Annotated in this window: 18 protein-coding genes and 2 tRNA genes; 5 read left to right on the top strand and 15 right to left on the bottom strand. The window is 54.0% G+C overall.

All coding sequences use genetic code 11. The annotated features are described in order from the left end of the window. Positions 1-159 precede the first annotated feature (159 nt). Positions 160-2649, bottom strand: coding sequence for an outer membrane beta-barrel family protein (locus tag FJM65_RS08275; protein WP_140621022.1), 2490 nt, complete (start codon positions 2647-2649; stop codon positions 160-162). A 268-nt stretch (positions 2650-2917) separates the two neighbouring features. Next, the gene (locus FJM65_RS08270) at positions 2918-3457 is read right to left on the bottom strand and encodes an RNA methyltransferase (RefSeq protein WP_140621021.1); all 540 of its coding nucleotides are present in this window, start codon (positions 3455-3457) and stop codon (positions 2918-2920) included. Between the two features lie 427 nt (positions 3458-3884). On the opposite strand from FJM65_RS08270, the gene mutS reads away from it, so the two are divergent. The 4 genes from mutS to FJM65_RS08250 all read left to right on the top strand — a co-directional run bounded on the left by mutS (position 3885) and on the right by FJM65_RS08250 (position 8537). Continuing rightward, the gene (mutS, locus tag FJM65_RS08265; protein WP_140621020.1) at positions 3885-6518 is read left to right on the top strand and encodes a DNA mismatch repair protein MutS; all 2634 of its coding nucleotides are present in this window, start codon (positions 3885-3887) and stop codon (positions 6516-6518) included. 432 nt (positions 6519-6950) lie between these two features. Beyond that, a tRNA-Gly gene (locus FJM65_RS08260) sits at positions 6951-7023 on the top strand. Between the two features lie 82 nt (positions 7024-7105). Beyond that, positions 7106-7189: transfer RNA gene (locus tag FJM65_RS08255), tRNA-Leu, on the top strand. Positions 7190-7463: 274 nt separating this feature from the next. Further along, on the top strand, positions 7464-8537 hold the full coding sequence (locus FJM65_RS08250) for an acyltransferase family protein (protein ID WP_181163673.1): 1074 nt from the start codon (positions 7464-7466) through the stop codon (positions 8535-8537). A 41-nt stretch (positions 8538-8578) separates the two neighbouring features. On the opposite strand, the gene rodA is transcribed toward FJM65_RS08250, so the two are convergent. The 11 genes from rodA to FJM65_RS08195 all read right to left on the bottom strand — a co-directional run bounded on the left by rodA (position 8579) and on the right by FJM65_RS08195 (position 19449). After that, positions 8579-9907, bottom strand: a complete 1329-nt coding sequence (gene rodA, locus FJM65_RS08245; protein ID WP_140621018.1) for a rod shape-determining protein RodA — start codon at positions 9905-9907, stop codon at positions 8579-8581. Then, positions 9871-11697, bottom strand: coding sequence for a penicillin-binding protein 2 (mrdA, locus tag FJM65_RS08240; protein WP_140621017.1), 1827 nt, complete (start codon positions 11695-11697; stop codon positions 9871-9873). The genes rodA and mrdA overlap by 37 nt, the downstream gene beginning before the upstream one ends. Next, on the bottom strand, positions 11694-12227 hold the full coding sequence (locus FJM65_RS08235; RefSeq protein WP_140621016.1) for a hypothetical protein: 534 nt from the start codon (positions 12225-12227) through the stop codon (positions 11694-11696). Before FJM65_RS08235 ends, mrdA begins: the two co-directional genes overlap by 4 nt. After that, entirely contained in the window at positions 12217-13083 is an 867-nt protein-coding gene (mreC, locus tag FJM65_RS08230; protein ID WP_140621015.1) for a rod shape-determining protein MreC, read from the bottom strand. The genes FJM65_RS08235 and mreC overlap by 11 nt, the downstream gene beginning before the upstream one ends. Positions 13084-13092: 9 nt before the next feature. After that, positions 13093-14118: a rod shape-determining protein gene (locus FJM65_RS08225; protein ID WP_046310045.1), complete on the bottom strand. Its 1026-nt coding sequence runs from the start codon at positions 14116-14118 to the stop codon at positions 13093-13095. Between the two features lie 293 nt (positions 14119-14411). Then, complete coding sequence (gene purH, locus FJM65_RS08220) at positions 14412-15935, bottom strand: bifunctional phosphoribosylaminoimidazolecarboxamide formyltransferase/IMP cyclohydrolase (RefSeq protein ID WP_140621014.1); 1524 nt, start codon at positions 15933-15935, stop codon at positions 14412-14414. Between the two features lie 29 nt (positions 15936-15964). Further along, a complete protein-coding gene (gene purN / locus FJM65_RS08215; protein ID WP_140621013.1) occupies positions 15965-16561 on the bottom strand; it encodes a phosphoribosylglycinamide formyltransferase in 597 nt (198 codons plus the stop codon). Between the two features lie 632 nt (positions 16562-17193). Next, positions 17194-17577 (bottom strand): SRPBCC domain-containing protein, encoded by a 384-nt coding sequence (locus tag FJM65_RS08210; RefSeq protein ID WP_140621012.1) that lies wholly within the window; start codon positions 17575-17577, stop codon positions 17194-17196. Positions 17578-17605: 28 nt separating this feature from the next. Next, on the bottom strand, positions 17606-18442 hold the full coding sequence (locus FJM65_RS08205; RefSeq protein ID WP_140621011.1) for a Cof-type HAD-IIB family hydrolase: 837 nt from the start codon (positions 18440-18442) through the stop codon (positions 17606-17608). Between the two features lie 57 nt (positions 18443-18499). After that, on the bottom strand, positions 18500-19006 hold the full coding sequence (locus FJM65_RS08200; protein WP_239022878.1) for a PaaI family thioesterase: 507 nt from the start codon (positions 19004-19006) through the stop codon (positions 18500-18502). 11 nt (positions 19007-19017) lie between these two features. After that, positions 19018-19449, bottom strand: a complete 432-nt coding sequence (locus FJM65_RS08195; RefSeq protein WP_140621010.1) for a Fur family transcriptional regulator — start codon at positions 19447-19449, stop codon at positions 19018-19020. Between the two features lie 204 nt (positions 19450-19653). Here FJM65_RS08195 and FJM65_RS08190 point away from each other — a divergent pair, with 204 nt between their 5' ends. Beyond that, the gene (locus FJM65_RS08190) at positions 19654-20400 is read left to right on the top strand and encodes a T9SS type A sorting domain-containing protein (RefSeq protein WP_140621009.1); all 747 of its coding nucleotides are present in this window, start codon (positions 19654-19656) and stop codon (positions 20398-20400) included. 59 nt (positions 20401-20459) lie between these two features. Here FJM65_RS08190 and FJM65_RS08185 read toward each other — a convergent pair whose 3' ends face one another. Both FJM65_RS08185 and FJM65_RS08180 read right to left on the bottom strand, forming a co-directional pair. Further along, the gene (locus FJM65_RS08185) at positions 20460-21302 is read right to left on the bottom strand and encodes a geranylgeranylglycerol-phosphate geranylgeranyltransferase (RefSeq protein WP_140621008.1); all 843 of its coding nucleotides are present in this window, start codon (positions 21300-21302) and stop codon (positions 20460-20462) included. A 112-nt stretch (positions 21303-21414) separates the two neighbouring features. After that, positions 21415-21609 carry a cold-shock protein gene (locus FJM65_RS08180; protein ID WP_046310054.1) on the bottom strand — a complete coding sequence of 65 codons (195 nt, stop codon included), beginning with the start codon at positions 21607-21609 and terminating at the stop codon, positions 21415-21417. Between the last annotated feature and the right edge of the window lie 91 nt (positions 21610-21700).

Below are 21700 nucleotides of genomic sequence, written 5' to 3'. Positions count from 1 at the left end.
CCGCTCTGCTCCGGCTGCCCTGCGGGCACCGCAACATGCACAAGGCGCTCTTGTCGAGGGCCCCTACCCCCACCCAAGGACTGGGATCAAATTCGATAGCCACTGCCATGCAACTAGAACCGAGCTCCCTCCCCTGTTCTTAGGGGAGGGCTGGGGTAACTAAAACTCATCCTCATTCCCACCGCCATTCTGCTCTTCACGGTTATCTCGGCGGTTGCGGCGGTCGCTGTCGTCGCTGTTGAGGCGGTAGGTGAAGCCCAGGTACACGATACGGCTCTGGCGGCGGTTCTCAATCTCGGAGCGGAACTCAGGGCCGTAGCTCAGGAAATTGAACTGGCGGGTGTTGAACAGGTCCGACACGCGCAGCGAGATGGTGCCGTTCTTCTTCAGCACGTCCTTCTTCATACCAAAATCGGCACTGAACATCTCTTCCATTCTCCCCTGTATATCGTTCCGGGGCGCGCGGTAGAAAGCCGACAGTTGTATATCCAGATCTTTCCACACGGTCATGTTGGAGTTTAGCCTGGAGCTCCAGCTGAACTGGGTGCTGCTCAGTTCGGTGTCGTTTTGGGTGGTGCTCAGCTGCGTTCTAAACCCCGACCAGCTCGCGTTCACTTTCCACCATTTGGTAACAGGGTAGTCCATCCCTAACTCAAAGCCATAAGAGGTGTTGTCCGAGAGGTTGATGAAAGTTGTTTCGGTGGCAGGTATAGTATCAGGATCCACGCTGTTAGGATTTAAAATAACTACAGTAGATTCCCTGAATCGCTCGATCTCATCAGTGGTGTGGCGGTAGAAAACGGTGGCATTTAGCGAGGCCTGGCCCCAGTAACGCAGGTAGCCCAGCTCCAGCGAGTTCACGAACTCCGGGTTCAGGTTTGGGTTACCATAGTATAAATTGTACCTGTCAGACTGGTCCACGAAGGGATTCAGGAAGCGGCTGCGCGGCCTGTTGATGCGGCGGCTGTAGCTGAACTGCACCTTGTTGTCCTCATCAAAATCGTTGGTGATAAAAAAGGTTGGGAAGAGGCTGAAGTAATTGTTGTTGTATACTTCGTTAGAGGTGCGCTGGTCTGCCTTTGTCAGCGTCTGCTCGGCACGCACGCCCAGCTGGTAGGTTATACTTTTAAACCTGTTGCTGTAGTTGGTGTACACCGAGTATACCTGCTCGTCGTACACAAAGTGGTTGCTCTGGTTCATGTCATACTCCATGGTCCCGGTTTCTTCGTTTAAGTTAAAGAAGCGGGAGTCCTCGTCCAGCCGCTCAAAAGAGGTCCGGAAGCCAGCCTCCAGGCGGCTATCTTCCGAGAAAGGGTGCACATAATCGGCCTTGGTTACAAACTCATAGTTGCCGTCATCCACCAGCGTTTCCTGTACCTCTGTATTTTGGTTGTCGCCCACTTCTCTTTCCTTAAACAATGCCACCTCATCGTCCACATTGGTATTGTACACCACGTCGGCGGTTAGCTCCTGGCCTTTGCGGTCGAAAGTCTGGCGGTAGCCCAGCGTCAGGTCCATGGCCTTCTCGTCTTCTGTTTCGCTGGTGTTGCGGATGCTCGTATTCTGAAGCACCCGGTTCTCGTCCAGAAAGCGATAAAAGATGTCTTCGTATTCTTCATCCTGGCCAAAGCGGTATAATGCCGAGGCAGACAACGTGTGGCGGGGCGTGAGGTAGTAGTCCGCACCGAAACGGAAGTTGTGGGAGAGGTCGGTGCTGTTGCGCTCGCCCTCCTGCAGGCGGTAGCTGGTGCTGTCTATTTGGCCGGCATCGTTCAGGTAAAAGTTGGTGGTATTGTTTTTCCGAGTGCCGGGCCGGGTGCGGTGCCTGAAATCGTAACCGCCGTTCAACGACCATTTATCATACCTGTAGTTGAGGTTGAGCGAGGTGTTGTAGTTGTCGTAGGTGCCGGCTGTAACCGAGGCGACGCCGTTAAAGCCAGGTTTCTTCTCCTTCTTCAGCACCAGGTTGATAATGCCCGAGGTTCCCTCCGGGTTATACTTGGAGGAGGGGTTGGTGATGAGTTCGATGCTCTCGATCATGTTAGCCGGAATCTGGTCCATCGTCAGCTCCGACAGCGCCGACCGCTTGCCATCGATCAAAATGGTGACGTTGGAGCTGCCGCGCATGCTCACGTTGCCGTCTATGTCCACGTCCACGGAGGGCAGGTTCTGCATCACTTCTGCCACCGTGCCGCTCTGCGCCGCCAGGTCCTGGCTCACGTTCACCACCTTCTTGTCCAGTTGGTAGTCCACGATCTGCCGCTGCGCTACCACTTCCACCTCGCTCAGCTGCGTAGAGGCAGCGCTTAAGGTGATGTTGCCCAGGGCCGCCTCGGGCTTCTCTGGCGTGATGCTGATGCCGGAAACATACTTGGTGGGGTAGCCCACCATGGAGGCACGCAGCACATAGCGCCCGGCGGGAATCCTTTCAAGTATGAACAGGCCATCCACATCGGTGGTGGCGCCGGTCACGAGGCTGGAGTCGGGGAGGGAGAGTAGCACGACGTTGGCAAAGCCCACCGGCTTGAAGTTGCCGGCCTCTACCAGCGTACCGCTTACCTTGCCACTAGGCTGGTTCTGCGCCGATAGTGCCAGCGGGCAAAGTATAAACAGGAAGGAAAGTGCAAATTGCAAGTAAGTCTTCATCATAGTTTTAAATAAGAGCGTGGGCTATAGCCACGGTTATGGGAAAAGGCACTTCGCAAGAGGGGCGGGTAAGCCCTCGCTGCTATAGTGCGACAAGCGAGGCGGGCGAAGGTTTAAAATGGATGTGTATTTTTCCGTGAAAATCCGGAATCGCAAGGGAAGAGATCGCCTGCGCTATTTTGTAAGAGCCCTTGGCAGGCTTGTTTGGGAGCGGGCATAAAAAAGAGCGCCAGCCGCAGCCGGCGCTCCACGATAGTATAGTTCAGGCTGTTTATACTTGCTGCGCCAGGGTTTTGCTCAGGAAATCCCACACCACCACGCCGGTAGCCACCGAGATGTTGAGCGAGTGCTTCGTGCCGAACTGCGGGATCTCCAGCACAAAATCAGAATGGTTGATCACCTCCTGCTCCACGCCGAACACTTCGTTGCCCAGCACCAGCGCATATGGCTGCCCCGGCTCTGGCCTGAACTCGTTCAGCTTTATACTTTTCTCCGCCTGCTCCACCGAGCCAATCTTGTAGCCCTGTGCCTTCAGCTCCTTCACCAGCTCCAGCGTATCCGGCACGTGCTCCCATTCTACCGACTCGGTTGCACCCAAAGCGGTTTTCTCAATGTCGCGGTGCGGCGGTTTGCCGGTAATGCCGCAGAGGTATACTTTTTCGGCCATAAAGGCATCGGCGGTGCGGAAAACGGAGCCCACGTTGTTCAGGCTGCGCACATTATCCAGCACCAAGACTAACGGTATTTTTTTCTTATTTTTGAATTCTTCAACCGAAGCGCGGTTGAGGTCATCCATCGAGAGTTTACGCATTGTTTTTAGACGCTAGACTTTAGATATTAGACACAAGACTTTTTGTTTCCAGCGCTGCCGCAAAGGTCCGGCGGTTTTGGGCAAAAGTCAAACGGTGACTTAATTGTTAAATGATTGGATGGTTAAATTGTTGGGGGTATAGTTTAAAAAGAACGCTCTTTCTGATTTGCAATCCGAAAGTATAGTGGCTGCGGATTTGTAATCCGCAATAGCGAAGGCGGCGGCTATTGGCAGGAAAGTGGGTTGCAAATCCGCAGGTAGCAAAGTTCCGGATTGCAAATCCGGAACAGCATAATCAATAAGTATAAATTCCCCTCCTCGGAGGGGTTAGGGGTGGGTTAAGTCCATTCCCGAACATCAATTACAAAGTATAAAATCAGCTGCAGAGTTAACCATTTAACCATGTAGCATTCAATATAAAGGAAGTATGAAAGGAGAAGGCAAAGGCACGGTAACGCCACTGATGAAGCAATACAACGCCATAAAGGCGAAGCATCCGGGGGCGCTGCTGCTGTTCAGGGTAGGGGACTTTTACGAAACCTTCGGCGAGGACGCCATCAAGGCAAGTAAGATTCTGGACATCGTACTAACCAAGCGCGGCAACGGCTCGGCCTCCGAAACGGCCCTGGCCGGTTTTCCGCATCACTCTTTAGATACGTACCTGCCCAAGCTGGTGCGTGCCGGCGAGCGCGTGGCCATCTGCGACCAGCTCGAAGACCCCAAAACAGTAAAAGGCATCGTGAAGCGCGGTGTGACGGAGCTGGTAACGCCGGGCGTGTCCTTTAACGACCAGGTGCTGGAGCGCCGCAGCAACAATTACCTCGCTGCCGTACATTTCGGTAAAACCGAGACGGGCGTTTCTTTCCTGGATGTTTCCACGGGCGAGTTCATCACGGCGCAAGGCGATAAAAATTATATCGGTAAGCTGCTGCAGAGCCTGGCCCCGGCCGAGGTGCTGTTCTGCAAGCGCGAGAAAGAAACCTTTACCGAGCGCTATGGCCCCGACTTCCGCTACTATGCGCTGGAGGAGTGGGTGTTCAAGTATGACTATGCCTACGAGTCGCTGACGCGGCAGTTTGGCACCGCCTCGCTAAAGGGCTTTGGCATTGAGGGGATGCAGGAGGCGATTATCTCGGCCGGGTGCATCCTGCACTACCTTTCCGAAACGCAGCACAACGAGATCAGCCACATCGCCACCATCTCCCGCCTGGAGGAGGATAAGTATGTGTGGCTCGACCGCTTTACGGTGCGCAACCTGGAGCTGGTGTACCCGCAGCACCCGGAGGGCGTGCCGCTGATCAACGTGCTCGATCAGACCGTAACACCGATGGGTGCCCGTCTGCTGAAGAAATGGGTGGTGCTGCCGTTGAAAGACGTAACCCAGATCCGCCGCCGCCTGGACACGGTGGAGGCCCTGACACAGCACCGCGAGCTGCTGGATGAGCTGGTGGGGCACCTGAAAAGTATAAATGACCTGGAGCGCCTGATCTCGAAAGTGGCCGTGCGCCGCGTGAACCCGCGCGAGCTGGTGCAGCTGGCGAAGGCGTTGGAGGCTTTACTTCCGATTAAGAAATTACTTGCCGCCAGTGGCATACCTGCGCTGGTAAAGCTGGCCGACCAGTTGGCGCCCTGCGACGGGCTGCGCGAGGAGATCCGCAACGTGCTGAAGCCGGAGCCGCCGATGCTCACCAACCAGGGCAACATGATCAACGAGGGCGTGAACGAGGAGCTGGACGAGCTGCGTGCCATCGCCTTTTCGGGCAAGGATTACCTGGCGCAGGTGCAGCAGCGGGAGATCAAGAATACGGGCATCAGCTCCCTTAAAATCGCCTATAACAAGGTATTTGGCTATTACCTGGAGGTAAGCAATGCGCACAAAGATAAAGTGCCGGCTAGCTGGATACGCAAGCAGACGCTGGTGAACGCCGAGCGCTACATCACCGAGGAGCTGAAGACCTATGAGGAGAAGATCCTGAACGCCGAGGAGCGCATCTTTACCATCGAGTACAGCCTCTTTAACGAGCTGGTGCTACAGGCCATGGACTATGTGGCGCAGGTGCAGCAAAACGCCAAGGTGATCGGCGTGATCGACTGCCTAAGCGCCTTTGCCGGCATCGCCGCGGCCAACAATTACGTGAAGCCGGAGGTAAGCGACAGCCATGTGCTGGACATCAAAAAAGGCCGCCACCCGGTGATCGAGAAGCAACTGCCGCTGGGCGAGACCTACGTGCCCAACGATATCTTCCTGGATAACGAGGAGCAGCAGGTGATCATCATCACGGGGCCGAACATGGCCGGTAAAAGCGCGCTGCTGCGCCAGACGGCCCTGATCGTGCTGATGGCGCAGATCGGGTGCTTCGTGCCCGCAGAGGCCGCCAAAATCGGTATCATCGACAAGATCTTTACCCGTGTGGGTGCCTCGGATAACTTGTCTAAGGGCGAGTCTACGTTTATGGTGGAGATGACCGAGACAGCCAGCATCCTGAACAACCTCTCGGACCGCAGCCTGGTGCTGATGGACGAGATCGGGCGCGGCACCAGCACCTACGACGGTATTTCCATTGCCTGGGCCATTGTGGAGCACCTGCACAACCACCCCAAGTATAAAGCAAAAACTCTTTTCGCCACGCACTACCACGAGCTGAACCAACTGGCCGAGGAGCTGCCGCGCGTGAAGAACTTCAACGTGTCGGTGCGCGAGGCGGGCGGTAAGATCCTGTTCATGCGCAAGCTGGTGCCGGGCGGCAGCGAGCACAGCTTCGGTATACACGTGGCGCAGATGGCCGGTATGCCGAACAACGTGGTGCTGCGCGCCGATGAGATCATGCATCACCTGGAGAAGGAGAAAGTATCGGAGCAGGCCCCGCAGCAGAAGATGAAGTCTGCTCCGAAAAACAACTTCCAACTCAGCATGTTCGAGCTGCACGACCCGCAGCTGGAACGGGTTAAAGAGCTGATGGAGCAGCTGGACATCAATACCATTACGCCGGTGGAGGCCCTGCTGAAGCTGAACGAGCTGAAACTACTGCTGCAGGATAAACAAAAAGCCGGGGTGCGGTAGAAGGGAAAAGTCTCCTTTCGAAAGGGACAGGGGGATAATATACCGCTTGTGCTGGCTCTCCTGTTGGCGCGAACCTTTAGATTCGTGATATTAAGATGATGTTGAGGCTCGGACTCAATCGGGCCGCAGGGCCAGAGGCACAATGGAAGGAGCATAAGCTATACTTTTGGAGAACTCATACTTGTATAGGTATACTTTTAAAGTATAAATTCCCTTGCTTTCCGGCGCCGGAAGTATAAATTTACATAACAAAGCAAGTGGGGCAGCTGGCTGCACGGGAACATCAGGAAATGTCTTGAAAATTTTCTTCCTGATTATCAGTGTAGAAACGTGTGAGGGCTGTTTTTTTTTTACGGCAACTATTGACATCTCAGATTTTGTCTCTATCTTTGCATCACTAAATCACTACGGCGGTTTAGGGAAAACAAAAAAGCGGGAGTAGCTCAGTTGGTAGAGCGCGACCTTGCCAAGGTCGAGGCCGCGGGTTCGAATCCCGTCTCCCGCTCTCGAAAAGCAAGACAGAAGACGTTGTGATAAGCAACGTCTTTGTTTTTTAAAGTCACTTCTCCGGGAATAGCCCGGAGGTTGCCGGGATGGTGGAATTGGTAGACACGCAAGACTTAAAATCTTGTGGCCGCAAGGCCGTGCGGGTTCGATTCCCGCTCCTGGTACTAAACAAAAAAGCCGCTTATACTTTCTTCAAGGTATAAGCGGCTTTTTTGTTTTCCTGCAACCCACGTTCGCCTATCAAATTTTATAAAATAACCTGTAATTCCTCCTGCAGCGCCTCAAAATTAATATCAATTAAAAATTGCACTATTTTCGAAACTATACTGCGAAACAAAGGTATGTAATACAAATATACTTATATAAAGTAATGTAACTTGTGTTATGAACAACTCCTGGTGGCCGGAACAGCTGATTAGGAGGCAAACCTTTCCTGCTATGAGAATAAAAGAACTAGACGCACTACGTGGCTTCGCAGCTTTTGGAGTTTTCCTGTTTCATTTTCAACTGTTCGACTACGGATACCTGGGAGTATACCTGTTTTTTATCATATCCGGCTTTGTTATCTTTTTAACAGCCAACAATGTCAAAACCTCCTCTGATTTTGTAATAAGCCGCTTCTCACGGCTCTACCCAGCGTATTGGGTGTGCTTAGCTCTTACTTTTCTGGTGCTCCTGGCGGATGGGCAGGGTGTAACGATGAAGCAGCTGGCCTATAACCTGACGATGTTCCAGATGTTCCTTGGAGAAAAGAATGTAGACGGGGCTTATTGGAGCTTAACCGAGGAGTTGGTGTTCTATGTGATCGTTTTCGGGGCATTGGTTGTCGGGGCGGTGCGGCGCGCGCGCCTCTGGGGCGGGCTGATGCTGCTGGCGGCACTGGGCGGCCTGTTTCTGAATCCTGAAGTGGCGATGCAGAAGCACTTGCAGGACGTGGTAAAGTATTTTGGCCTCTTTGTGGCCGGTATCATCTTTTACCAGGTGTACATAGGGCAGAAGCTAAAACCAGCACATGGGATAGGCCTGCTGCTGTGCCTGGCAATCACGACACAGTACACGTTCGGGAAGCACCTAAGCTACTATAACCATACGGTGGAGGCGGTGCTCATTGCTGCCTGCTTTGGTGTGTTCGGCCTGCTAGTGGCAGGTAAGCTACAGTTCCTGAGCCGGTACAAATGGGCTTTGTTCATGGGCGAAATCTCCTACCCATTCTACCTGTTGCACCAGGAGATAGGCCTGGCATTCCGGAGGTTGTTCCCGACAGATAACATTTGGGCGCACTTAGCCATCGTTGCTGCTATTTTTGCAGGTATAACACTCATGGCCTGGCTCATCAATTACTATGTGGAGCATCAGGTGTCCAGGAGCGTCAAGATGCAACTGAGGGCATGGAACCGCAGCGTGAGCGGGGCGCTGCCATTTAGCAGGAAGGGCACGGTGCCACTGCCCAATGACGCCGCTGCAGCGCTGGCTCCGGAGGATGTGCGAACGGAGGAGGCGCTTACGACATAGGGTCGGGCGCTGGCAAACGGTGAAAGGTTTTCAGGACTTAACTACCTCGCCAGGTCCTTTGCCCGGTTGGCGTCTATGGCTAGAAGTATAAAGAGCAGGATGGTGAACGACCACAGTGAGGAGCCGCCATAGCTGAAAAACGGAAGCGGGATGCCCACCACCGGCGCCAGCCCGATCGTCATGCCCACGTTCACCAGAAAATGGAAGAAGATGATGGAGGCAACGCAATAGCCATAGGTGCGGGCAAACACGGATTTCTGCCGCTCCGCTATACTTACCAGGCGTATGAGAAGGGCCATAAACAAGCCTATCAGCACGGTGCTGCCAATCCAGCCATGCTCTTCGCCGATCGTGCAGAAGATAAAGTCGGTGCTTTGCTCTGGCACAAAGTCAAATTTTGTTTGCGTGCCGTTTAAGAAGCCTTTGCCCCACAGGCCGCCCGAGCCGATGGCAATTTTGGATTGCGTTACGTTCCAGCCGTAGCCCAAGGGGTCGGCCTCAGGGTTGATGAGTGCTTTAATGCGGTTCTGCTGGTGCGGCTGCAGCACGTCATTCACAAAGAAGTCTACGCTGAAAACCATGCCCACCACCACTAACCAAAGCCCGATCATCACCTTAAAACGGCGCAGCAGGCGGTAGTCCAGCCAGGTGGCCAGCGCCATAAGTACGGTAATACCCACGATCAGGTACAGCTTGGGCACCAGTAGCGTAAGTATAAAAATGGCGGCCGCAGAGCCTCCAATGATCAGGATAAGCGGCGACATGCCCTCCCGGAAGTAAGCCAGGATAAAGGCCCCGAACACCAGCGCAGAGCCGGTTTCGTTCTGCAGCACAATGATAAGCGGCGGCACAAAGGTGATGGCAGCCAGGATCATCTGGTCCTTAAAGTTTTGCTGGCGCAGGTTTATACTTCCCAAAAACCTGGAGGCAGCCAGCGCCGTGGCAAACTTGGCCAGCTCGGCGGGCTGCAGGCGTATGCCTGCTCCTAAGTCCAGCCAGGAGCGGGAGCCGGCAATAGGCTTTGCCACCACCAGCGTTACCAGCAGCAGCAGGATGATGAAGCCGTAAATGGGGTAAGCCAAATGCTCGTAAATCTTGTAATCCACTACCAGCAGCACCAGTATCAGCAGGAAAGAGGCACCAATCCAAGCCAGCTGCTTACCGGAGTTAATGTCCATGCTGAAAATGTTGATCACATTCTCAGGGCTATACACGGCGGCATAGATGTTCATCCACCCCAGCGCCACCAGCAGGAAATATAGCAGCACCGTTACCCAGTCCAGGTGCGGGGCAATGAAGCCAGAGGTGCGGCGGCTACGCTGTGGCGTATTTACTAGTCTATTTCCAAGTACTTTCTGCTCAACACCCATTTCTCCATTGGTTTTCTAGACACAGAGTCCGTTAAATACTTCTCTATCATGAGGCCGGCAATCGGTGCCGCCGACTGGGCCCCGAAGCCAGCGTTCTCTACATACACAGCTATGGCTATTTTCGGGTTATCCTTCGGCGCGAATGCCACGAACACAGCGTGGTCCTTGCCCTGCGGGTTTTCTGCCGTACCAGTTTTGCCACACACGGCTATGCCCAGTTTAGACAGGTTCGCGTTGCGGCCCGTGCCCGACTCCACCACGGCTGCCATGCCATCAATCACCGGCTCAAAGTGCTTGGAGTCGATGCTGGTGTAGTGGCGTTTCTGGTACTCAGGCAGGGGCTTGCCGTCCTCCCCGATAGAGCGCACGATGTGCGGAGTAACATAGTAGCCGCGGTTAGCGATGGTGGCCATAAAGTTGGCCATCTGCAGCGGCGTAACCCCCAACTCTCCCTGGCCTATACTTACCGAGTAGATGGTGGAAAATTTCCAGCGGTTCTCGCCGTATACTTTGTTGTACATCTCGGGTGAGGCGATGATGCCTTGCTTCTCGTTTGGCAGGTCTATCCCCAGCTTTGTGCCAAAGCCAAAGCTGGTGATCTTCTCGCGCCACTCTGCCAGCCCCAGGGCCGTGTCGGTAAACGTGTTTTTAGACTTGCCCCGGTTGATGTCGGCCCTGAACACCTGGTAGAAGTAGGGGTTACAGGAGGTTTGTATGGCGATGGACAAGTTGGTAGGGGCAAGGTGGGCATGCGAGCACTTCACTAGACTCTGATTACACGGAAAGCCCGTATTGGGCGTGATAACCCCATCCTGTAGCGCCACCAGCGCCTGCGCCAGCTTAAAGATAGAGCCTGGCGGGTTGCTGCTGGCCATGATCGGGCGGTTGAACATGGTCTTGTTCGAGTCGCTGAGCAGGGCCATGTAGTTCTTGCCGTAGTCTTTGCCGGTAAACAGGTTCGGGTCGTAGAAGGGGGCGGAAACATAGGCCAACACCTCGCCGGTGGCAGGCTCAATGGCCACCACGCTGCCTTTAGCGCCGTTCATCAAGAACTCGCCGTAAGCCTGCAGGTCCAGGTCGATGGTGCTGACGAGGTTCTCCCCGGCCACCGCCAGCGTATCGAAGGCGCCGTCGCGGAAGGAGCCTTTCTCCACGCCGCGCACGTTCACCATTTTATACTTCACGCCGCGCTGGCCCATCAGGTACTTCTCGTACTCCAGCTCTATGCCGCTCTTGCCAATGTAGTCGCCGGGGCGGTAGCCGCGGTAGGTGCTGTCCTCCAGCTGCTTCGGGCTGATCTCGGCAATATAGCCCAGGGCATGCGCCAGGCTTTGGTGCGGGTAACCGCGGGCGGTGCGGGCATTAATATAAAAGCCCGGGAAGTCGATGAGGTTGTTCTGGATATAGGCAAACTCCTGCGTGCTCAGCTTCTGGTAGAAAGGGGAGGGCTGCACATAAGAATAGGCGCGGGCCTTTTTCAGGCGCTCCCGCACATCCTCCACCGGCAGCTTTACCAGCTCGGCCAGCCGTAGCGTGTCCAGGTTCTTGATATCCTTAGGCACCACCATCAGGTCGTACACCGGCGTGTTCTGCACCAGCAGCTTGCCGTTGCGGTCGTAGATCAGCCCCCGGAAAGGATACTGGATAACGGGTTTGATGGCGTTGGTTTCGGCAGCCTGCTTGTAGCTGCTGTCCACTACCTGGATATAGAAAAGGCGGCTGGCGAACACAAAGCCCACCAACAGGAAAATGCCTTGGATAATGTATTTTCTGTTTTCTAAGTACTTCATCGGTAATCTATTCGCTCTCGCTTAGGTGAGAAGAACAGAAGTTGTATAATTACGACAACAATACCTGTAAACAAGGTGCTGAGCACTGTTTTTGCCAGCGTGTACCAGAGCGTCTGGAGCGTAAGCGTCTCCAGGAAGAACACGGCCAGGTGGTGGAACAGAATCAGCGTGAAGGCATAGGACAGAAACCAGCCCGAGCCCATAACATGTATGTTTACAGTATCGCTGTTGTCGTAACCATCGCGCGGTGTCAGAAGGTTCAATACGTGTGGCCTTAAAAAGGCCAGCAAAACGCTTGCCGCCGCGTGTATGCCCATAGTATCGTAAAACACGTCTACCGTAAACCCGATCAGGAATCCGAGTATCAACAGCCATATCCTGCTGAAATTCAGGGGTAAGTACAGTAGAAAGGCTACGTAGATAAAGCAGAAGCCTGTGCTGTAGAGCGCAAGGTTGCCCATGAGCAGCACCTGCAGCGCTACAAACAAAAAAAACTGGACAATATGTGTTAGGCCAAAGCTATTGTTCATCTGGTAATATGCCTGCGTCTAGTTCCAGGGTGTCGCGCTCTTCCTTGCGGGTGTTCTCCACCACATATACATAAGACAGCTGCGCAAAGTCCACGCTCAGTTTAACGGCTATGGTATAAAAACTCTTATCCGGCTCCTGCTCCACAGAGCTGATCGTGCCGACCGTAATGCCTTCCGGGAAAACAGTATTAAAGCCGCTCGTCACGATGGTATCGCCTTTCTCAGGCTTCACGTGTAGCGGGATATACTCCAACATTGCGGTGCGGTAGTCGCCGCCCTGCCACTTTATGGTGCCAAAGGTATTGTCTTTCTTAATCTTGGCGGATACCAGCATCTGCGAGTGCAGCAGCGATGTAACCGTCGAGTAATGCTCCGACACGGTTTTCACGCGGCCTACCACGCCTTCCGGCGAAATCACGCCCATGCCCGGCTGCACGCCATCTGCCGTGCCCCGTGCAATCGTCAGGTAGTTGTTCAGGCGGCGCACCGAGTTATTGATCACATGGCCGGCCATGAGGTTATAGGGCGGCGCTGCCGTGGTGTCGGAGGCGGGCACATAAGTGGTGTCCAACTCAGCGGCACTGTCGATAAGGGCTGCCTGGCGGTACTGCATCAGCTCCTGGCGCAGGGCAGCGTTCTCGCTGGCCAGCGACTGGTTGATGTTCGTGAGCCGAAAGTAGTCCGTTATGCCGCTCTGGAACTCCAGTACCTGCCCCACATACCTGTTTGCCGAGTTAAAAAAGGCAGCGCCCTGGTACGTATTGTAGCGCACGATCAGGAACACACACAGCGCCTCCAGCAGCAGGAACACGAGGAACGCACGGAACCGGTAAATAAATGCAAATAGATTCCGCATGCGGCCCTGTTAGGTTAGCAGGACATTCTTGAATCCTTCGATATTCTTGATGGCAGCACCCGTGCCACGCACCACCGCTCTTAGTGGGTCTTCGGCAATGTGGATCGGGAGCTTGGTTTTGGCAGCCAAGCGCTTGTCAAACCCACGAAGCAATGCGCCACCACCTGTCAGGTGTATACCATTGTCGTAGATGTCGGCAGATAGTTCAGGCGGCGCAATTTCCAGTGCCTTCAGTACCGCTTCCTCTATTTTAGAAACTGATTTATCCAAGGCAATGGCAATTTCCTGGTAAGTAACTTTGATAACCTTCGGAATACCGGTCATCAGGTCGCGGCCACGGATCTCGTAGTCAGCTGGCGGGTTCTCCAATTCTGTCAGGGCAGCTCCTACCTCAATTTTGATCTTCTCGGCAGAGCGCTCGCCGATCAGCAGGTTGTGCTGGCGGCGCATGTAATCCAGAATGTCTTTGGTAAACACGTCACCGGCGATGCGGATAGACTGGTCGCACACGATACCGGACAGGGCCACCACGGCAATCTCCGTTGTACCACCCCCGATATCCACGATCATAGAGCCGATCGGCTGCTCCACGTCAATGCCGATACCGATGGCGGCGGCCATCGGCTCCTGGATCATCCATACTTCCTTGGCGCCGGCATGCTGCGCAGAGTCGCGCACGGCGCGTTTCTCCACCTCGGTAATGCCCGAGGGGATACAGATCACCATGCGGTGCGACGGCTGGAACAGGCGGCGGCCCGTGTCGATCATCTTGATCATGCCCCGGATCATCTCCTCAGCGGCGTGGAAGTCGGCGATCACCCCATCCTTCAGCGGGCGGATGGTCTTGATGTTCTCGTGCGTCTTCTCGTGCATCTGCATGGCGTTGCGGCCAATGGCCAGTACGCGGCCTGTGGTGCGGTCCACGGCGATGATGGAGGGCTCGTCTACTACAATTTTATCGTTGTGGATGATCAGGGTATTGGCAGTACCCAGGTCAATGGCTATATCGCTGGTTAAGAAATTAAATAGTCCCATGGTGAAGTATGAAAGGCGCGCGGTTGCCTGTTATATTTTCAATATACAATATTTCTAATCAAAAACTTGCGGCAAAATTAGTGAATTTCAGCTGAATTAATAATGCATATCCTGCCCAGCGCCCAGAATAAAAATTTTTTTTTGTACAAATCAGCCCGGATTCATCCGTTTAGAAGCTTAACGCAGGCAGTAAGGCTAAATTGAGCGCATAGCGCAGAAGTATAAAAAAATCCCCCGGCCATACTTGCTGACCGGGGGATTGGCATCAATAAGTAAAGTTATACTTTGGCGGCTTAGTGCTTAAAGTGGCGCACGCCGGTCATCACCATGGCCATGTTGTGGGCATCGCAATAGTCGATGGAGTCCTGATCCTTAATGGAGCCGCCCGGCTGTACCACCGCTTTTACACCTGCCTTGTCGGCGATCTCCACGCAGTCCGGGAACGGGAAGAAGGCGTCGGAGGCCATTACGGTCTTGCTCACGTCAAAGCCGAAGCTCTGGGCTTTCTCGATGGCCTGGCGCAGGGCATCCACGCGGGAGGTTTGGCCCACGCCGCTGGCGAACATCATCTTATCCGTAGCCAATACGATGGTGTTGGACTTGGTGTGCTTGCATACTTTGGCCGCGAACACCAGGGCCTTTTTCTCCTCGGCGGTTGGCTGGCGCTTGGTGGCGGTTTTAAAGTCAGCCTCGGTTTCGGTAGCCAAATCCTTGTCCTGCTCAATCACGCCGTTCAGCAGCGTCTTGAATAGTTTGGTTGGCAGTTCCACCGGCTTCTGCTTCAGTAGGATGCGGTTTTTCTTCGTCTTCAGCAGCTCCAGCGCGTCTGCGTCAAATTCAGGGGCGATCAGCACCTCGAAAAACAACTTGTTCAGTTCCTCGGCCACGGCCAGATCGATGGTGCGGTTGGCGATGATCACACCTCCGAAAGCCGATACGGGGTCAGAAGATAGGGCGTTCAGGTAAGCCTCCTTCATGGTGTCGCCGGTAGCGCAGCCGCAGGCGTTCGTGTGCTTGAGGATAGCTACCACCGGCTCCTCGAACTCAGCGGCCAGGGCCACGGCAGCGTCCACGTCCACCAGGTTGTTGTAAGAAAGCTGCTTGCCGTTCAGTTGCTCAAACAGGTCTTCCAGGTTGCCATAGAAGGTGCCTTTCTGATGCGGGTTCTCGCCGTAGCGCAGCGGCATGCTGTGCTGCACGCTCTGCTTAAAGGCCTGAATCTCGCCCTCGCGGTTCATGTAGTTGAAGATGTGCGTGTCATAGTGCGAAGATACCTTGAAGGCCTTTGCTGCGAAACGCTTGCGGTCCTCCAACTCTGTAGCACCGTCTTTCTCCTGCAGCAGTTCCACCACTTCGTCATACTGCTCACGCGAAGACACGATCAGCACATCTTTGAAGTTCTTGGCAGCCGCACGGATCAGGGAGATACCGCCGATGTCTATTTTCTCGATCACATCCGCTTCAGACGCTCCGGAGGCAACGGTCTCCTCGAACGGGTAAAGGTCCACCACCACCAGGTCAATCGGCGGGATTTCATACTTCTCGCGCTCAGCTATGTCGCTCTGGTTGTCGCGGCGGTGCAGGATACCCCCGAACACCTTTGGGTGCAGGGTCTTAACGCGGCCTCCGAAGATAGACGGGTAATCGGTCAGGTCTTCCACGGCTACTACCTGGGCGCCTTGCTCCTCCAGGAAGGTCTGCGTGCCACCTGTAGAGTATATGTTGACGCCGTGTTGCTTCAGCAGCTCCACCAGCGGCTCCAGGCGGTCTTTGTAGTAAACCGAAATAAGTGCGGATTTGATTTTAACGGGTTGCATGGGATTGAAGGTATTGGGTTGTTGATTGATTACTGTTGTTGGTTCTGTTCGAGCAGCAGCTTCTCTACCACCTCGGGCAGGTGCTTGTGCTCCAGTTGCAGCACGCGGGCTGCCAGTTCTTCGGGCGTGTCGGCGGGTTGTACCGGGCAGCGCTCCTGAAGTATAAACTCGCCTTTGTCGTACTCCTCGTTTATGTAATGGATAGTGATGCCCGACTCCGGTTCCCGCGCCTGGATAACGGCCGTGTGCACATTTATGCCGTGCATCCCCTTGCCGCCGTAACGGGGCAGCAGGGCAGGGTGTATGTTGATGATGCGGTTCGGGAAGGCGCGCAGCAGGTTGTTTGGCACCAGCCACAGGAAACCGGCCAGCACGATCAGGTCAGGCTTAAACGCCTGCACCTGCTCCAGCACTTTGTCCGTGTTATAGAACTCATCCCTGGAAAACAAAAAAGCCGGGACGTGGAAGGTCTCGGCTCGTTTCAGGGCATACGCTTTCGGATTGTTGGAGAACAGGGCGGCCACACGTATCTGTGGGTGGTGCTCGAAATGCTCCAGCAGCCGCTGTGCATTGCTCCCCGACCCTGAAGCGAAAATGACTATGTTTTTCTTATTCTTAGGTTCCAAAGTATAAGCTTGCGATGAAGCTGCAAATATAGCGGGTTTGGGTTGAGATGTAAATGGATATGTGTAAAAGTATGGTTTATACTTTGTTTCTGGCGCAAGCGTCCGCTTGTGCTTTTAGAGCCGCCGCTTTCCGCAACTTGACACAAGCTATACTTTCTAGCTGCCGTTTATCCTCAGTCTTACAAAGGCTACAGTTCCATTTCATACTTCGGTGCCCTCTAAGGCCGGTAGGCCTCCCCGAAATGCTTCGGGGTAAACTCTTTCGGGCATCGCCCTGTCTACATTTCCTTTGCTCCTAACGTCGCAATGCCGCTAAGGCGGCACCGGAAATCTAGAAGGCGCTCTTGGGGATACCCCCACCTAAAGGCTGGGATCAGAAAAGATAGCCGCAGCTGACGCAGCTTGAACATAATTCCCCTCCTCTGGACTACCGAGAACGGGATTTCGAAGGTAGCGAGCGTAACTCTAAGGGGTGGGTTTACATTTTTACTAATAAGAACAGAAACTTGAAACCAACACGTCAGCATTTGCAATTACTGGCTCCCCTCCCGGAACAAGTCACAGATTCCCGGACTTGGTTCGAGAGAGGGGCAGGGGTGGTTGGATCCGGTAAAGTATAAAGTGTAAACCCGCTACTCCCCCTCATAAAAATCAATCAGGGGGGCGAAGTAGGCAAAATCCCAGCCTTCGGTGATGTCTTCGTAATCCTCGTCGGGGATATTGGTGTGGCGCAGTTCGGCGGAGGTGCCATACTTGTGCGGGTGCAGCTTAATGGTGACGATAGAGGGCTCCTCCTGCTCCCCAAAGTACCACTGCTGCACGATCTTCTTGCCCTCCTCAAACTCCAGGTTCTTGCCCACGATACTTCCTTCCCACAGCGAGAACTCCGACCCCGGCTCTGTGGACATCTCTGCCGGCTCGCCTGTCCAGAGCTGCAAAGTATAAGGGTTGGTCAGGGCCACGTATACTTCCTCGGGCTCGGCGGGTATGATGTAGTATTTCTTGTAGTCTTTCATGCGGGTGCTTTGGCTGTAGCGGATAAGTTTATACTTCTACACTCAAAAAATGCTTCTCAACCGCTACGGCCACACCGTCTTCTATGCTCTTCAGAGTCATTTCGTCGGCCACAGCCTTTACTTCCTCGCGTGCGTTTGCCACTGCTATGCCCTTGCCAACAGCCTGCAGCATGTCGATGTCGTTGTAGTTGTCGCCAAAGGCCACTACCTCTTCTAAGGCAATGCCGTAGCGGTTTTGGAGCAGCAGCTCCAGGGCCGTGGCCTTAGAGATGGCGCGCGGTGCGATTTCCAGGTACGTGTCTTTAGAGCGGTAAGCATGCACCAGCTCTGCATAGTTGCTGTTCAGCTCCTGCTGCAAGGCGTCTATCTCATCGGCTGGGCCCATGCACATCACTTTATGCGCGCCGCATGCTTGCTCGTGCCACCTGGTAAGTATAGGGGCCAGGTCAGCGATCTGCGGGGATACTTTGGTAACCTTTTCCTCCCGCTCCGCCCAGTAATCCCGCTGCGGGGCATACCAGTTGTCCTGCGCATACAGGCTTACATGGATGTCGGTGTTCTGGGTAAAGTCGTGGATGGCCTGGCAGATAGGGGCGCTTATTTGCACAGAGTCTAACTGGGTAGGAGCCGTTTTGCCGTCCTCGAAGTACAGCACGTAGCCGCCGTTAAAGCAGATGAGCGGGTGGTGCAGAATGTCGAGCTCCTGCTGCAGGTGGCGCATAGCGCTGGGCATGCGCGAGGAAGCCAGGATAACGGGTACGTTTTTATCAAGCTTTCGGAAAGTATCAATAGTGCGCTGCGACAGTTGGCGCTCGCTGTTCAAAAGCGTGCCGTCGATGTCGGTGCAGATAGCCTTAAATTTCATGCGGATTGTGGTTTTGGCCGCAAGTTACAAGTATAGCGCGCCAAAAGCCAGTAAAAATCAGGCCTTTGGCAGATGCTTCGCTTTTAGCGACCAGGTAAAACGGAAAGTAGCCACCACGTCGCCGCTCTCGTCGGTGCCGGTGCTGGTGGCCGTAAGGGTAACGCCCTGGCCGGTGGCTTTCGTCTGTTCGGCGGCCTGCTGTATGCGTTCCCCATCGTGGCAGGTGAAGGCGATGCGCCCCACGGCCTTTTTGGTGAAGTCAGCCTCCATGCGCACCACCAGCATCGATACCGCGGGAGTGGACTTGTACACCTGCATCATGCACAGCACCCCGGTCGAGAGCTCGGCGGCCATACTGAGGCAGGCAAAATAGATAGACCGGAAAGGGTTCTTGTTGATATACTTGTAGGGGATGGTGACTGTAGCGCTTTCGGCGGAAAGGGCCGCCACGCGCAAGCCTGCCAGGTAAGCCATGGGCAGCCTGGCCAGCATGAAAAGCCGGAACCTGACTGGTGAGGACACCAGTTTCCTGAATTCTTCTGCGTTATTTCGGACAGCCTCCATTAAAGGTGAAGTTAAATATCGTTGCGCTGGCTACAGGTCTTGCACAAGCCTTCGGCCGAGTAGTTCAGGCGCTCTGCCTCATAGCCCTGCGGCAGCATAAGCTCCGGAACCGGCACGTCGTTCAGGCAGAAGGTTTGGCCGCAGCCGGTGCAGCTAAAGTGTATGTGGCTGTCTTCGTGCTTGCTTTGTAAAGACTCCTGGTGCTGGCAAAGGGCATACTTCAGGCCGCCGCTCCCGTCTTTTATACTATGCGTCAGCCCTTGCTGTTCAAAAGAGTACAGGGTGCGGTAGATCGTTACGCGGTCATATCTGCTGCCAAGCTTCTTCTCCAGGTCGGCGTGCGACAGTGCAAAATCGTGCTCCAGGAACTGGCGCAGTACATCCAGCCGGCACCCGGTCTTTCGTAGCCCATAGTCTGTGAGTAGCTGTTGTGCCTTATCCATTCTAACCGTTATCTCTGTTCAAGAATATCACCAAATATAAATATTTATCTTCGTAAACCAACAAACGAAAGTGGCGGCAAAAAGATATATAGTGAAAAAAGTATAGAAAAATAGAGCGAAAACGAAGCTTTTACGTATGAAAGCTAATACAAAATCGAAAGCTTAATTGTTATACTTTATTCCCCAATATTTAAATCTTAAAAGATGAGAAGAGCTCTACATGTTGTTGCTGCCACCATGGCACTCATGCTTACAGCAGTTGCCGGAAAGGCACAAACTATTCAGGAACCAACCGTAAATGGTACCCTCGACGTTATATCCGGAAATGGCGAACTGGCTATAAACCAGGATGTGCAATGGCAGGCATACATTGATGCCCACGACAGGGAAGGAGAGAGCGCCAACCTGCAGATAAAACTGCACAAGCCGGCCCAGAGCGAAAACTTTACCCTCTACTACAACTCCAACCGCGATGCCACTACAGAGGAGGAGGCTGTATACGAGGAGGTTGCGTTCGAGAACGGCGTGGCCACTGTTGGCCCTGAGGAAGGTGTGGTGTTGCCGGCCTCTTACAAAGAATACTTCAAGATAAACTTTTCAGAACCCGGTATCTACGTCTATGACCTGGTTCTGGTGCGCACTGACGGCAACCAGCTGGCTAAAGTAACGGAAACGGTATCGGTGGGCACAGTGGCCGGCACCGACGATATGATCGGGGATACGCGCGTGGCTGTTTATCCTACGGTGTCTAATGGCATGGTGCGCCTGAACCTGGGCAGCATCCGCAACGCCGAGGTGGCGGTGCACGACATACTGGGGCGCAAGGTGCTGCAGTTGAGCAGAGCAAACGGCGTAGTGGAGATCAACACCCAAAAGTATGCGCGCGGTACCTACTTTGTTAAAGTGAGCGCCGACAACGATATGGCCTCAAGCCGCCTGATCGTGAGATAATTTTCTTTTGCTTATTGGTTATGCAAAAGCCTGGGCGCAGCGCCCAGGCTTTTCTGTTTTTAGAGCAGCAGCATGGAGAGGATACCCGCCAGCATGACCAGCTTGTTCAGGTTGCTCAGGTAGGTGAAATCGCGCTTGCGGTCGGCGCGCACCAGCTTTACGAGCAGCCAAACGCTTGGCAGCAGCACCAGCAGCACCATATAGCCGTCAAATACCACAGGAGAGGCAGGGTGCGCCACCACCACCACTACAAAGGCCAGGAACAGGGCCACCAAAGGGTATAGCACCAGCTTGGCACCGCGCATGCCTGCCACAATGGGTAGCGTGCGGCACTCAAACGAGGCGTCTCCTTTCATGTCTTCAATGTCTTTGATGATCTCGCGGATGAGGGAGATGAGAAAGGCGAACAAGGCATAGCCCAGCGTAATGCGGTTCAGCTTATCGCCGTACACGGCCACCACCAGCAGCATAGAGGCCGATAGCAGCGCAATCGTTACGTTACCGACGAGCAGCATTTTCTTGAGCCGGGCAGAGTAGCCCCAGAGCAGCAGCACCGCGCCCAGGTTAATAAGCGCCACGGGCAGGGAGAGGACCAGGCCCATCAGCACACCCGCGCCCGAAAGTATAAGATGTGCGAACATGGCCCTGCGCCTGCGGATCAGGCGGCCCACCAACAGCCGCTGGGGTTTGTTGATGGCGTCAATCTTGACGTCGTAGTAATCGTTGATGACGTAGCCCGCGGCGGCGATGCACACCGTGGAGAGCACTAGCAGCCAAAACCTTACATCCAGCAGGCGCTGCCACTCTACGCCGGGGGCCAGCAGGCAGGCTTGCACCAATGCCTGGCTCAGCACGATCATCAACAGGTTTTGCGCACGAATCAGCGTCAGGATGTATTTCACAAGTATAAACGGCCGGTGTGGTTTGCGGCAAAATTACGACGACAGCGCCATTTTACCATAAAAAAAGCCCCTGCAGTAGGGGCTTTTCCTGTGCGTGTAAAGTATGTCTGAACTAGAACTTCTTCACGTTTACCGCATTGATTCCTTTTTTACCCTCTACCGTGTCAAACTCAACGCGGTCGTTCTGCTGGATCTGCAGACCGTTGAGGCCGGTAACGTGCACAAAGAAATCTTCGTTTGTCTCGTCTTCTGTGATAAAACCGAAGCCTTTTGACTCAATAAAGAATTTTACTTTTCCTGTCTTCATAAAAATTGAACTGTTGATGGTAATTAAACTGATGGTAAACTAAAAATAATTTTCTATATATCCAATAATGTATTAAATAAAATCTTCAATT

Origin of the sequence: Pontibacter mangrovi (assembly GCF_006385705.1) — a bacterium.
In the GTDB taxonomy this organism is placed as follows: domain Bacteria; phylum Bacteroidota; class Bacteroidia; order Cytophagales; family Hymenobacteraceae; genus Pontibacter; species Pontibacter mangrovi.
The sequence above is the reverse complement of the archived record's forward strand: the minus strand, read 5'-3'. Positions and strand labels throughout refer to the sequence as shown.